Raw genomic sequence first — 13,967 nt, 5'->3', positions numbered from 1 at the left:
ACCGCATCGGGTTCCACCGGGCCGATTGTCGGCAGGTTAAATCTTGTCCAGGCTCGGATGACGGGCGCGCCCTCGATGAGCTCAGGGTCGCCGGTCAAATTACTTGCAGTTGCAATAAGTCGCCTCTCGCAACATCAAAAGTTTGAACCAGGACAATCGACGCTCCGGATCCGGTCGGTGGAGGCCTGTTTCCGCCGGGCCTCGATACTTGACACATCCGTATAGGATCAGACGAAACGCAATCCGTGAGGAACCGCACGGGTCGCTATTTCGCCGCCGCGTTGCAGGCTCGACACAAGGGGGACGGCCGCGTCGTGCCGTACGAACGAGAACGCCCAGGCAGCGTGAGCTGCCTGGGCGTCTGTGACACGCGCCGGACCTCGGTCCGGCCGGCCCGCGCCGATCAGGTGTCGGCGAAGATGTCGCGATCCTTGGTCTCCGGCACGAAGAACACGCCGATGATCACTGTCGCGACCGCGATGACGATCGGGTACCAGAGGCCGAAATAGATGTCGCCGGTCTGGGCCACCATGGCGAAGGCGGTCGCCGGTAGGAGGCCGCCGAACCAGCCGTTGCCGATATGGTAGGGCAGCGACATCGAGGTGTAGCGGATCCGGGTCGGGAACAGCTCCACCAGCATGGCGGCGATCGGGCCGTAGACCATCGTGACGAAGAGCACGAGGATGAACAGCAGGCCGATCACCTGCGCGACCTGCGGCCGGAAGATGTCGAACGGGTTCGACATCTTGACGATCTCGGGGTCGCCGGCCTTCGGGTAGCCCGCGGCCTGCAGCGCGGCGGTCGTGGCCTTGTTGGCCTCGACGTTGCCGCCCTGCGGGTACGGGATCTCGGTGTCGTTGACCCGGATCGTGGTGGGCTGGCCGGCCGCGCCGGGGGCGGTCGAGTAGCGGACCGACGACTTCGACAGGAAGTCGCGGGCGAGGTCGCAGGGCTGGGTGAACACCCGGGTCCCGACCGGGTTGAACAGGGTTCCGCAGGCGGCCGGATCGGCCGTCACCGTCACCTTCACGTTCTCGATCGCCGCCTCGAGCTTCGGGTTGGCCGTCGAGGTGATCCCCTTGAAGATCGGGAAGAACGTCGCCGCCGCGATCGCGCAGCCCGCCAGGATGATGACCTTGCGGCCGATCTTGTCGGACAGCCAGCCGAAGACCACGAAGAAGCCGGTGCCGAAGAGCAGCGACCACGCGATCAGCAGGTTGGCCGTGTAGCCGTCGACCTTCAGGATCGATTGCAGGAAGAACAGCGCGTAGAACTGGCCCGTGTACCAGACCACGCCCTGGCCGGCGACGAGCCCGAACAGGGCGATGATCGCGAACTTCGCGTTCCGCCACTGGCCGAACGCCTCGGTGAGCGGCGCCTTGGAGGTCTTGCCCTCCTCCTTCATCTTCTGGAAGGCCGGCGATTCGGAGAGCTGGAGGCGGATCCAGACCGAGATGCCGAGCAGCAGCACCGAGACCAGGAACGGGATGCGCCAGCCCCACTCGGCGAAGGCGGCCTCGCCGGTGATGGTCCGGGTCGCCAGGATCACCATCAGCGACAGGAACAGGCCCAGGGTCGCGGTCGTCTGGATCCAGCTCGTGTAGAAGCCGCGCCGGCCATTGGGGGCGTGCTCGGCCACGTAGGTCGCCGCGCCGCCGTACTCGCCGCCGAGCGCGAGGCCCTGGGCGAGGCGCAGGACGATCAGGATGATCGGGGCCGCGATGCCGATGGTCGCCGCGTTGGGCAGGATGCCGACGATGAAGGTCGACAGACCCATGATCAGGATCGTGACGAGGAAGGTGTACTTGCGGCCGACGAGGTCGCCGACGCGGCCGAACACGAGGGCACCGAACGGGCGGACGATGAAGCCGGCCGCGAAGGCCAGCAGGGCGAAGATGTCGCGCGTGGCCGGCGGGTAAGCCGAGAAGAATTGCGCGCCGATGATCGCCGCCAGCGAGCCGTAGAGATAGAAATCGTACCACTCGAACACGGTGCCGAGCGAGGACGCGAAGATCACCCGCTTCTCGGCCGACGTCATCGGCCTCGCGGCGTCCCCTGTCCGCGCACTCGCGGTTGCCACAGCCATGAAACAGGTCCTCCCAGACGCATTTGGGCGGCCCGCGACACGGATCGCCCGCTCACCGGCCCGATTCCCGGACGGTTCTGCGCACGGCGCAGATCACCTATGCGTTATCGCACCGATCAGGGCGGTCAACCGGTAAAGCGATTGTGAAGACCTTCATCAACATGGGCGCGTACGCAGTTGTCACCGGAACGACGAAGGGCGCGGCTCGCGCCGCGCCCTCCGCCCGTTCGACGCTTCGGAAGGCCGTCAGTGCGCGTGCGCGCCGGCCGCCCCGATGCCGGTCTCGGAGCGCACGTACTGCGCCTCGAAGGCGGCCCGCTCGCGCTGGGCCCGGCGGGACTTGTCCACGAGAGACACGATCCAGATCGTCGCGAAGGCCAGCGGCATCGAGAACAGCGCCGGGTTGTCGTAGGGGAAGAGCGGGGCGGGATTGCCCAGCGTGGTCACCCACACGGCCTTCGACAGCACCACCATGATGACCGCCGCGAGCAGGCCGACGAGGCCGCCGGCGAGCGCGCCCCAGGTGGTGGTGCCGCGCCACAGGATCGACATGGCCAGCACCGGGAAGTTGCAGCTCGCCGCCACCGCGAAGGCGAGACCGACCATGAAGGCGACGTTCTGGTTCTCGAACACGTAGCCGAGGTAGATCGCCACGATCCCGATCACCACCGCCGAGATCTTCGACAGGTTGACCTCGTGCTTCTCGGTGGTGCGCCCGCGGGCGATCACCTGGGCGTAGAGGTCGTGGCTGATCGCCGAGGCCCCGGCGAGCGTGAGCCCGGCGACGACCGCTAGGATCGTCGCGAAGGCCACCGCGGAGATGAAGCCGAGGAAGTACGGCCCGCCCACCGCGTTGGCGAGGTTCACCGCCACCATGTTGGTGCCGCCGATCATGTCCTTCAGCTTGTCGAAGGCGCCGGCCGGCCCGAGCTTGAAGTAGACCGGGTCCGACATCAGCAGCGCGATGCCGCCGAAGCCGATGATGAACGTCAGGATGTAGAAGTAGCCGATCAGGCCGGTGGCGTAGAACACCGACTTGCGGGCGGCCTGGGCGTCCGAGACCGTGAAGAACCGCATGAGGATGTGCGGCAGGCCGGCGGTGCCGAACATCAGGCCGACGCCGAGCGAGATCGCCTCGACCGGGTTCGACACCAGACCGCCCGGCGCCATGATCGCCTCGCCCTTCGGGTGGACCTGAACGGCGCTGGCGAACAGCAATTCCGGGTTGAAGCCGTACTTGTACAGAACCGCGCCGGCCATGAAGGTCGCGCCGCCGAGCAGCAGGCAGGCCTTGATCACCTGCACCCAGGTGGTCGCCTTCATGCCGCCGAAGGCGACGTAGACGATCATCAGGACGCCGACGATGATCACCGCGTAGAGGTAGGGCAGGCCGAACAGGAGCTGGATCAGCTTCCCCGCGCCGACCATCTGGGCGATCAGGTAGAAGGCCACCACCACCAGGGTGCCCACCGCCGAGATGATGCGGATCGCGGTCTGGTCGAGGCGGAAGCTCGCCACGTCGGCGAAGGTGAACTTGCCGAGGTTGCGCAGGCGCTCCGCGATCAGGAACAGCACGATCGGCCAGCCGACCAGGAAGCCCGTCGAGTAGATCAGCCCGTCGAAGCCCGAGGTGTAGACGAGGCCGGAGATGCCGAGGAACGAGGCCGCCGACATGTAGTCGCCGGCGATCGCCAGCGAGTTGGTGCCGGCCGAGATGCCGCCGCCCGCCGCGTAGAAGTCGGCGGCCGACTTGGTGCCCTTGGCCGCCCGGTAGGTGATGCCGAGCGTCAGCAGCACGAAGAACAGGAACATCAGGATGGCCGGCCAGTTCGTGGCCGATTGCGCGACGGCACCGAGATCCGGGCCGGCCGCGTAGGCGGCGCTCGCGACGATCGTGGCGAGCGTCAGGCCGAGGAGGAGGCGGTTCATCGGGCCACGCTCCGCTTCAGGGCTTCGCTCAGCGCGTCGAAGCGCGTGTTGGCCCGGGCGACGTAGACCCCCGTGAGCGCGAAGGCGAACAGGATCACGAACACGCCCGCGAACAGGCCGAGGGAGGCGGTGCCGCCGACCTTCACGGCGAGGAGCGACTTGTCGAAGGCGATCAGGCCGATGAAGCCGAAATAGACGACCAGCATCAAGATCGTCAGGATCCAGGCGAAGCGGGTGCGCTCGTGAACGAGCTGCTGGAACTCGGGGGTTCGGGCGATCCGCTCGACCTGCGGATCGGCGGCGGTCTCGCGTGGGCGTGGTCCCGGGGGCGCCGCGCGCCCTCGGGTGTTCAGTGTCGTGCCGCTCATGGGTGTTCCTCCCGCGAGGGCCTGCTCTGGCCCCCCGGTTCTTCGCGTTGAGACTCGTGGTTCTTGTTGGGAGCGGGCGCCGCCCCGGCACCCGCCCCGGTCCGAACCCGCGCCGCCGGGGCGGCGCGGGTGCGATCAGCCCCGGTTCTGCCGGTTCTCGATCAGGTCGTCGACGACGGCCGGCTCGGCGAGCGTCGAGGTGTCGCCGAGCGAACTGAAATCGTCCTCGGCGATCTTGCGCAGGATCCGGCGCATGATCTTGCCCGAGCGGGTCTTGGGCAGGCCGGGCGCGAACTGGATCAGGTCCGGCGAGGCGATCGGCCCGATATCCTTGCGGACCCAGGTCACGAGCTCCTTGCGCAGGGCGTCGTCGCCCTCCTCGCCGTCGTTCAGGGTCACGTAGGCGTAGATGCCCTGGCCCTTCACGTTGTGCGGGTAGCCCACCACCGCGGCCTCGGCCACCTTCGGGTGGGCGACCAGGGACGACTCGACCTCGGCGGTGCCCATCCGGTGGCCCGAGACGTTGATGACGTCGTCGACCCGGCCGGTGATCCAGTAGTAGCCGTCCGCATCGCGGCGGGCGCCGTCGCCGGTGAAGTACTTGCCCGGGTAGGTCGAGAAGTAGGTCTGCTCGAAGCGCTCATGGTCGCCGTAGACCGTGCGCATCTGGCCCGGCCAGGAATCGGCGATGCAGAGATTGCCCTCGCAGGCGCCCTCCAGGACCTTGCCCTCGGCGTCGACCATCTCGGGCTTCACGCCGAAGAACGGCCGGGTCGCCGAGCCCGGCTTCAGGGCGGTGGCGCCCGGCAGCGGGGTGATCAGGATGCCGCCGGTCTCGGTCTGCCACCACGTGTCGACGATCGAGCAGCGCTGGTCGCCGACGACGTTGTAGTACCACTCCCAGGCTTCCGGGTTGATCGGCTCGCCCACGGAGCCCAGCACGCGGAGCGATTGCCGCGAGGTCTTCTTCACCGGTCCCTCGCCGCCGCCCATCAGCGAGCGGATCGCGGTCGGCGCGGTGTAGAAGATATTGACCTTGTGCTTGTCGACCACTTCCCAGAACCGGGAGGTCGACGGGTAGGTCGGGATTCCCTCGAACATCAGCGTCGTGGCGCCGTTCGCGAGCGGCCCGTACACAATGTAGCTGTGGCCCGTGACCCAGCCGACATCGGCGGTGCACCAGTACACGTCGCCTTCGCGGTAATCGAAGACGTACTCGTGCGTCATCGACGCGTAGACGAGGTAGCCGCCGGTGGTGTGCACCACGCCCTTCGGCTGCCCGGTCGAGCCGGAGGTGTAGAGGATGAAGAGCGGGTGCTCGGCCTCCACCGCCACGGCGGGGCACTCGTCCGTCACCTGCTCGGCGGCCTCGTCGTAGTAGACGTCCCGGCCCGCCTCCATGGCGACGCTGCCGCCGGTGCGGCGCACGACGATCACGTGGTCGACGAGGTCGGTCCCGAGACGCTTGATCGCCTCGTCGACATTGGCCTTCAGCGGCACCTTGCGGCCTCCGCGCAGGCCCTCGTCGGCGGTGATCACCACCTTGGAGCCGCAGCCCTGGATGCGCGAGGCGAGGGAATCCGGCGAGAAGCCGCCGAACACGATGGCGTGGATCGCCCCGAGCCGCGCGCAGGCGAGCATCGCGTAGGCGGCTTCCGGGACCATCGGCATGTAGAGCGTGACGCGATCGCCCTTGCCGACGCCGCGGTTGCGCAGGACGTTGGCCATCCGGCAGACCTGCGCGTGCAGCTCGCGGTAGGTGATGTGCTTGGATTCGTCGGGGTTGTCGCCTTCCCAGATGATCGCGGTCTGGTCGCCGCGGGTCTCGAGATGGCGATCGATACAGTTATGGGCGACGTTGGTCTTGCCGTCCTCGAACCACTTGATCGAGACCTTGCCGGGCTCGAAGCTGGTGTTCTTCACCGTCGAGAACGGCTTCATCCAGTCGATGCGCTTGCCGTGCTCGGCCCAGAACGCGTTGGGATCGGCGACCGAAGCCGCGTACATCTCCCGGTACTTGGCATCGTCCACGTGCGCACCCTCGCGCCACGCGGATTGAACCTCGATCACCTTGCCTACCATGGCGTCCCATCCCTGTTTTGGCGCCCGATCGTATCGCGGTCTCCGCCGCGCAGCCAGGACTTCCAAAGTAACGTAGCCGCCAATCTACGAGGACGATATCATCGCAGTTTGGCGCGCTCCTGCGCAGCTCAATTCCCGTGAATAGATTGGGCGCAATATAAGGGTTGATTGGGGCTTCGATGCTGCGCTGTCAAGCGCGCGCGCCCGAGGCCGCTGTCACCGGCGGCCCTCTGTTTCCGCCCCGCGGGGGTGGGGGGCGCTCACCCCTAGCCGTTGGCCGCCCGCCGCGCGGGCATGATGATCTCCACGAGCGTGCCGTCTTCCGGTCGGGCGGAGAGCTGCAGGCGCCCGCCATTGGCCTCCACGAGCGCCCGCGGCAGCGCCAGCCCGTCCTCGACATCGCCCTGCGGCGCTGCCGCCCGCGGCGCGTGGCCGGCGCCGGTCTCGCGCACCCGCACGGCGATCCCCGCCCGCTCGGCGGACCCGGTGGACACGATGATCTGGCTGCCGGCCGTGGAGCGTCGGATCGCGTTCTCGATCACCAAGCTGGCCGCGCGGCTGACCGAGCGCTCGTCGGCCTCCAGGTCGCCGATATCGGTCGAGAAGCTCGTCCGCATCACGATGCGCCCCCGCGCCGCCTCCGCCTGGAGCTGGGCGACACAGCTCGCCACGACGTCGTTGAGGTCGAGGGCGCGCGGCTCCAAGTGGAGCTCGCCGGCCTCGACGGCGGCGAGGTCCAGGAGCTTCCCGACGCGCTCCAGCATCGCCTCGCCCGAGGCCTTGATCTCGGCGAGGCAGCCCCGGTAGCGCGCGTCCCCGAGGGGGCCGAACGGTTCCTTCAGCATCGCGCCGGCCAGGTCGACGATCCCGGACACGGGCTCGCGGACGGCGCAGCCGAGCCGGTCGAGGGCATCGGCGCGGCCCGGCGCGGGCTCCGGGCCGCCCTCCGCGCTCCGCGCGAGGGCCTCGTCCTCGGCTCGGGCGATCTGGGCCACGCGCCGGCCCGCCGTCGCCGCCACAGTCAACGACATCGGAGCGCCGTCGATGCGCACGATCCGCCGCCCCGGGGCGGTGCCCCTCAGGGCATCGGCGACCGTCAGGACGCTCTCCCGGTCGAAGAGCGTGACGAAGCTGCTGCCGACGATCTCGCGCGGATCGCAGCCGAACAGGCCGGCCGCCGCGCGGTTCAGCGCGACGATGCGCCCGGCCCCATCGACCGTGACGACGCCCGTCTCCAGCGCGTCCAAAGTCGCCTCGGCGCTGGCCGTCCGCTCGGTCTCAGCGGCGCGGGCGAGGCGCTCGGCCGTGAGGGCGTCGGCGACCTCGGCGTCCTCGACCGGGCGCACGACCAGGCACGTCGCGGTCGCGCCCGACCAGGGGAGGGCGCCGGCCCGGATTTCGACGGGACGGGCGCCGTCGTCGGCCGTCGCGACGGTCGTCCGGCGCGCGGACGGGTCGACCGTCTCCGCCGGGGGGAGGCCGGGCAGCAATCCCGGGAGACCGAGGCGCTCGAGGCTCGGCAGGTCGGGATGGCCGGTCAGATCGAGGAAGGCGGGGTTCGCCGCGACGATCGCTCCGTCGCGATGGACCAGCACCGGCACCGGCAATCCGCCGAGGAGATCGAATTCCGGGGACGGCGGCGCGTCGGCGACCGGCTCGGTCTCCACCGGCCCGGTCTCGACATCGGGATCCGAGGCGGTCGCGCCGGTCTCCGCCGGACCGGCCTGCGGCGCCGGGAACGGCATCACCGCCCCACCCGCGGTCCGGGGCGACCCCGATCCGGCCTCGTCACCGGCGTAGCGGGCGCCCAGCGCGCGCGCGATCTCGCGGAACGCGGCGTGCTCGTCGTTCGACAGCGGCGCGGCGACGGGATCCGCGTCGACCGCGACAGGAATCGCGACAGGGATCGCGGCGTCGCCGGTCCCGGCCTGGCCAGCAGCGGGCTTGGCAACCTCGGACGTTGCCGGCTCCGGCGTCGCGGAGGGCACGGGCTCGGGAACGCGCTCGGGAACGCGCTCGGGCATGGGCTCCGGAATCGGCTCCGGCGTCGCGACCGGTCTCGGGCTGCCGGCCGGGGCGCTGCGGATCAGGCCGAAGCCGCCGAAGCCCGAGAAGGCCGCGTCGCCCCGCCCGAGCGGGGCCCCGGACAGGTCGACCCGGAACGCCCCGGTGCCGGCATCGAGGACCGCCGGTTCCCCGCGGAAGGTGCGCCGGTCGCGCAGGGCCGCCAGCACGGCGTCGGCGCCGGAGAGGCGCCCGCTCTCGGCCAGATCCTGCCAGCGCTGCCCGACCAGCCCGGCGAGCGCCTCCGGGCCTGTGAGGGTCGTCAGGACACCCGCGGCATCGAGGCGCCAGAGGAAGCGGTCGTCGCGCCGGAGCGGCGTCGCCGGAGGCGATTGCGACTCCGGGGTAAGCGCGCGCGCCGCCACCGGATGCCCGGGGGACGCCTCGACCGACGGATCGAGCGGGCGGATCGGACGCGCGCGGCCAGACGCCACCGGCGCGGTCGGCACGACGAGGATCGCGGGCCGGCCGTCGGCCTGCGCGCCGCGCGCCAGCCAGCACAGGACCGGCGGCGCGATCCGGCGGACATCGAGGCGCAGGCGCGCGAGGCGCGGCGCGGCATCGCCCGCCACCGCGGTCGCGATCTGCCGGGTCAGGTCGGCGAGGGCCGGGCCGTCCAGAACCGCGGCGAGACCCGCCGCCGCTTCGGACGCGGACAGGATCCGGGCCTCCGACGGATCGATCACGAGATGCACGGCGTCGCGCGCGCCCAGAGCGGCCGCCAGCGCGGGCAGGCGCACCCAGGTCGCGAAGGCAGTCCCCAGCCCGGGCGGGGCTGCAGCGGCCGTCGGTGTCACTGTCGTCTCCAAAGCCCGCGACCTCGAACCCTAACGCGATCCTGACGCTCAACGGTCCCGCTTTGCCCGAGAAACGCGCGCGACCGTAGCCCTATTGTAAACTCCCCCGCGCCGCGGCGCTGGACTCTCGGCGCAACCGTCACACGTTTACGTTATGTCAACCTTAACGCCGTGAGCGCGGGTGGCATATGGCGGCGAATCAGTTATTGTGCACCGCACAAAGCGCCATCCACAGGCCAATGAAGAGAGGAGACGACGTATGAGCAACCCCCCGAACTACGAAGTTCCGGCCGAGATGCGCGACTTCGCCGAGAAGAGCGTCGAGCAGGCCCGGAAGGCGTTCGACAGCTTCATCGGCGCGGCTCGCCGCACCGCCGACACCGTGCAGGGCTCGGCCGAGCTGGCGCGCTCCAACGCGCTGGACGCGTCCTCGCGCGGCTTCGAGTATGCCGAGCAGAACGTGAACGCGGCCTTCGACCTCGCCCAGAAGCTCGTCCGCTCCCGGGACATGCAGGAGGCGATGCAGCACCAGGCCGAGTTCGTCCGCAGCCAGTTCGCCGCCATCCAGGCCCAGGCGAAGGAGTTCAGCGGCCTCGCGCAGAGCGCGATGCAGCAGGGCGCCGAGCGCGCCAAGTCGGCGATGCAGCAGGGTGCCGACGAGGCCCGCAAGGCCATGGAGCAGGGCCAGGACGCCGCGAAGCAGACGGCCCAGAACGCCCAGGACGCCGCCGAGCGCGCGTCGCACTGACGCTCGCACCGACGAACGGGGCCGCGGCCCGCTCCCGATCCGGGGGGCGGGCCGTCTCGTTTTCGCCGGTATTGCCGCCGAGAGCCGCCGGGCGGACGCGTTGGGTCCGCGCCGAGTGAAGGGTTCAGGGATGCGCCTCACTGTTTCCGGCCGATCCGGCCTGCGTGGACCTCTCCGTCTGGCGGTCGCCGCCCTGGCGCTCGCCGCCGTCGCTCCGAGTAGCGCGGCCTTCGCCCAGTACTACGACGATCCGGGCTACGACGGCGGTTACCGGCCGGTCCCGCGCCGGGCGCAGCGCGCCCCGGTCGGCTACAATTGCGACGCCGTCCAGCAGGGAATCACCGGCCCGAAGCCGTATTCCTGCCCGCTGCCGGGGCCGCGGCCCCTCGGCGTGCGCTGCTTCTGCGACATGCCGATCGCCTCGTTCAGCCCGCCGCAGACGGCCGTCGGCCGCGTCGTTCCCTGAGGCACAGCCCCGCGCAGGCGACCGCACACGCGACGGGCCGCGCCCCCGGGTGGGATGACGCGGCCCGCGCGGCACAGGCGGGCAAGGGGCGCGGGTGATCCCGCGCCGCGCGCTCAGTTCAGGACGACGACCTTGGCGCCGACCTTCACGCGCTCGTACAGGTCGGTGACGTCGTCGTTGGTCATCCGGATGCAGCCCGACGAGACCGCCTGACCGATCGTGTCCGGCTCGTTGGAGCCGTGGATGCGGTACTCGGTGCTGCCGATATACATGGCCCGGGCGCCGAGGGGGTTCTCGATGCCGCCCGCCATGTAACGCGGCAGGTCGGGACGACGGGCGATCATGGCCTTCGGGGGCGTCCACGACGGCCACTCGCGCTTGGCGGTGATCTTGTTGGTGCCGCTCCAGCTGAAGCCCGGACGGCCGACGCCGACGCCGTAGCGGATCGCCTCACCGTTGCCGAGCACGTAGTACAGGCGCCGCTCGGCGGTGGAGACCACGATCGTGCCGGGCGCGTAGGGCGCGTTGAACGCGACGATCTCGCGGGGGATCGGCTGGACCTGCGCCTGCGGCGCGGCCTGCACGCCCTGGCCGTAGCCCGGGGCGTAAGAGCCCTGGTAACCGTACTGTCCCTGATCGGAGTAGTACTCGTCGGCATTATCCGTGCCGAAGGGATCGTACGACGAAGCGGCGAGGACGGGCGTGGCGGCAAGAACAGACACGCCCAGGAGCGCGGCGAGTGCGGTGACCGTGGTCTTCATGAGTGGCCTACCTGTGCAATAACCTTTGCCATTACAAGCGTGAGCATAGGCTGGCAGTTCCATACTTCCGCCCGGAATTTGCTGTCCGGCGGAATACGCAGGCCGGCTTGGCCGTGCGGTGCGCGATATCACGAACGCGTGCGCGGCTCAGGGGGCCTCGTCCGTGTGGACGTCGAAGCGCGCGAGGTGGGCGTAGCCGAAGTTGGTCGAGATGGCGCAGTCGGTGGCGTCGCGGCCGCGGGCCATGACGATGCGGCCGATGCGGGGCCGGTTGTGGCGGGCGTCGAACGTGTACCAGCGCGGCCCCTCTGGCCCTTCGAGGAAGACCTCGAACCACGCGGAGAAATCCATCGGCGCCGGGTCCTTCGGCACGCCGATATCGCCGAGGTAGCCGGTGGCGTAGCGCGCCGGGATGTTCATGCACCGGCACAGGGTGATCGCCAGGTGCGCGAAGTCCCGGCACACGCCCTCGCGCTGCATGAAGGCGTCGTGCGCGCTCCGGGTCGCGTCGGCGCGCTGATAGTCGAAGCGGATCCGCTCGTGCGTGTAGTCGACGATCGCCTGGACGCGGGCCCAGCCCTCCGGCGTGCCGCCGAACAGGGACCACGCGGTCTGCGAGAGCTTGTCGGTGTCGCAGTAGCGCGAGCCCAGGAGGAAGATCAGGACGTCGTCGGGCAGGTCCTGGACCGGGATCTGCCGGGCGTCCGGCACGACCGGATCGGGCTCGCCCGAATCCTCGACCGTGAAGTCGGCCGCGATGGTCAGCTGACCGGGCGGCGCGACGATGCGGTGGCAGATGTTGTCGAAGCCGTCCCGGTACGTCCGCGCCTCGAGCGGCGGATCGAACCCGATCGCGTGCGGGGTCAGCACGTCGTCGATCCGCGAGGGATGGACGCTCAGCATCAGGATCATCGGTGTCGGCTGCGACAGCGTGAAAGCGATATCGAAACCGGTCCTGATCTTCATCGGGGCCACCTTGCTCTGTCGCCGTCCGCGCGGAGTCGCCACGCACGCTCGTTCCGAGTCCGGGTGCGCGCGAACTCAACGCGCCAGGGTCGTCTCCGGCCCCTGCACGGTTCGGGCCGCCGGCCCGTCGGCAGGCAGTTCCACCACGTCGACGTCGACGCGCATGCCGAGATCGTCGCTGGCGAGGCCGAAGAAGGAGCCGTGCAGCGGCACGGCCTGGGCCGGATCGCGGGTCACCGCCACGCGTATCAGGTCGCGGTTGCCCACGATGCCGTTGGTCGGGTCGAACTCGACCCAGCCGGCGCCCGGCAGGTAGACCTGCAGCCAGGCGTGGGTGGAGCCGCCGCCGACGTGACGCGCCCGGTCGTTGCGCGGGTTGTAGAGGTATCCGGAGACGAAGCGGGCGGCCATGCCGAGCGCCCGGACGCCCTCCATCATCAGCACCGCGAAGTCCCGGCACGAGCCGAGCTTCGTGCGCAGGGTCGTGAGCGGGTCCTGCACGCCCTTCTCGGAGCGGGCGAGGTAGGTGAAGTTCGCCCGCACGCTGCGCGTCATCGCGGCCAGCAGCTCCTGCGTCGGGATACGGCCCTGCGGCGGCAGGAAGCTCCGCGCCCAGGCATCGACCTCGTGCCGCGGGTCCGGCCATTGCCGCTCGATGGAGCGGGCGAGGTCCGGCATGTCCTCCGCCCCGTAGCCGAACGGGTAGTGGGTCGCGTGCGGCGCCAGGGGGAAGACCGGTGCGTGCTCCGGGGTGTGGTCGAGGGTGATGCCGCAGTCGAAGGTCAGGGTCTCGGCGCGGGTGTCGAAGGTCGCGACCGCCACGCAGTTGCCGAACACGTCGAACAGCCAGCGCAGGGCGGCCGGCTCCGGGGCAATGTCGAGGGTCGCCGCGATCAGCCGCTGATCGTAGCTGTCGCGTGGCCGGAACATGATCCGGTGCTCGCCGAAGGCGACCGGACGCCGGTACCGGTAGGCCGTGCGGTGGCGGACGGAGAGGATCGGCAAGTCGCAGGCTCCGGGCTCGCGCCGACGCGGTCACCGGCGATGCAAGGGCCGGGCCCGGCCGCGCGGAACGCCTCAGACCACCGGCGGGGCCGGGTCGGCGGCGGCGCGCTCGGCCTCGACCAGCACGTCGAGGGGGCGCCACGGCTTGGCGATGAAGACGGCCTCGGCCGGCAGCTCGGGGCGGGGAATGCCGTGGCCCGAGGTGATCACCAGGCGGGCCCGGGGCCACAGGGTCGCCACCGCGCGGGCGAGCTGGAGGCCGTCCATCTCGCCGGCCAGCCGGACGTCGGCGAAGACGAGGGCGACGTCGCCCCCGCGCGCCTGGAGGACCGACAGGGCGGCCTCGGCGCTGTCGCAGCCGACCACGTCGAGCTCGGTTTCCTCCAAGAGGGTCTCGGCGAGTGCGCGGATCTCGGGATCGTCCTCCACGACGAGCGCGAGACGCGGCGGACCGGCCTCGGCCGCCACGACGCTCGGCGCGCCCGGGGCGGCCTCGTCGCCCTCGTTCTGCCGCACGCGGCGGACCAGGGCCGCGAGGTGTTCGGGCACGCCCTCGGTGACCAGATCATCGTAGAACGACGCCAGTTTCTGACCGATCTGATCGAGCGGAATACCCGGTGACAGCGTATCGGTGAGCGGCAGGGGTGCGCTCGTCTGGTGCTTTTTCAAGGACTCCCCCCGAAGTCGACTTCCGC

11 protein-coding genes are annotated in these 13,967 nt (G+C 70.3%); 2 read left to right on the top strand and 9 right to left on the bottom strand.

Annotation, left to right across the window (positions count from 1 at the left end):
* Positions 1–403: 403 nt before the first annotated feature.
* The 5 genes from BM419_RS04890 to BM419_RS04870 form a co-directional block, all read right to left on the bottom strand.
* Positions 404–2,038 (bottom strand): MFS transporter, encoded by a 1,635-nt coding sequence (locus tag BM419_RS04890; RefSeq protein ID WP_020092885.1) that lies wholly within the window; start codon positions 2,036–2,038, stop codon positions 404–406.
* 294 nt (positions 2,039–2,332) lie between these two features.
* Positions 2,333–4,015 carry a cation acetate symporter gene (locus BM419_RS04885; RefSeq protein WP_091925090.1) on the bottom strand — a complete coding sequence of 561 codons (1,683 nt, stop codon included), beginning with the start codon at positions 4,013–4,015 and terminating at the stop codon, positions 2,333–2,335.
* Entirely contained in the window at positions 4,012–4,383 is a 372-nt protein-coding gene (locus BM419_RS04880) for a DUF485 domain-containing protein (protein WP_020092883.1), read from the bottom strand. Before BM419_RS04880 ends, BM419_RS04885 begins: the two co-directional genes overlap by 4 nt.
* Positions 4,384–4,518: 135 nt before the next feature.
* Positions 4,519–6,465: an acetate--CoA ligase gene (gene acs, locus BM419_RS04875; RefSeq protein WP_020092882.1), complete on the bottom strand. Its 1,947-nt coding sequence runs from the start codon at positions 6,463–6,465 to the stop codon at positions 4,519–4,521.
* Positions 6,466–6,731: 266 nt separating this feature from the next.
* Positions 6,732–9,326: a PAS domain-containing protein gene (locus tag BM419_RS04870; protein WP_244540698.1), complete on the bottom strand. Its 2,595-nt coding sequence runs from the start codon at positions 9,324–9,326 to the stop codon at positions 6,732–6,734.
* A 259-nt stretch (positions 9,327–9,585) separates the two neighbouring features.
* Here BM419_RS04870 and BM419_RS04865 point away from each other — a divergent pair, with 259 nt between their 5' ends.
* Both BM419_RS04865 and BM419_RS04860 read left to right on the top strand, forming a co-directional pair.
* Positions 9,586–10,074: a phasin gene (locus BM419_RS04865; RefSeq protein WP_012322487.1), complete on the top strand. Its 489-nt coding sequence runs from the start codon at positions 9,586–9,588 to the stop codon at positions 10,072–10,074.
* Positions 10,075–10,204: 130 nt separating this feature from the next.
* A complete protein-coding gene (locus BM419_RS04860) occupies positions 10,205–10,540 on the top strand; it encodes a hypothetical protein (protein WP_020092880.1) in 336 nt (111 codons plus the stop codon).
* 113 nt (positions 10,541–10,653) lie between these two features.
* Here BM419_RS04860 and BM419_RS04855 read toward each other — a convergent pair whose 3' ends face one another.
* The 4 genes from BM419_RS04855 to BM419_RS04840 form a co-directional block, all read right to left on the bottom strand.
* A complete protein-coding gene (locus BM419_RS04855) occupies positions 10,654–11,301 on the bottom strand; it encodes a L,D-transpeptidase (protein WP_091925084.1) in 648 nt (215 codons plus the stop codon).
* 147 nt (positions 11,302–11,448) lie between these two features.
* Positions 11,449–12,267 (bottom strand): transglutaminase-like domain-containing protein, encoded by an 819-nt coding sequence (locus tag BM419_RS04850; protein WP_042672245.1) that lies wholly within the window; start codon positions 12,265–12,267, stop codon positions 11,449–11,451.
* A gap of 75 nt (positions 12,268–12,342) precedes the next feature.
* Positions 12,343–13,272 (bottom strand): transglutaminase family protein, encoded by a 930-nt coding sequence (locus BM419_RS04845; protein WP_091925081.1) that lies wholly within the window; start codon positions 13,270–13,272, stop codon positions 12,343–12,345.
* Between the two features lie 72 nt (positions 13,273–13,344).
* A complete protein-coding gene (locus tag BM419_RS04840; protein WP_082558049.1) occupies positions 13,345–13,941 on the bottom strand; it encodes a NepR family anti-sigma factor in 597 nt (198 codons plus the stop codon).
* Positions 13,942–13,967 lie beyond the last annotated feature (26 nt).

The organism is Methylobacterium sp. yr668 (genome assembly GCF_900116245.1).
GTDB lineage: Bacteria > Pseudomonadota > Alphaproteobacteria > Rhizobiales > Beijerinckiaceae > Methylobacterium.
This window is presented reverse-complemented; position numbering and strand designations above follow the sequence as displayed.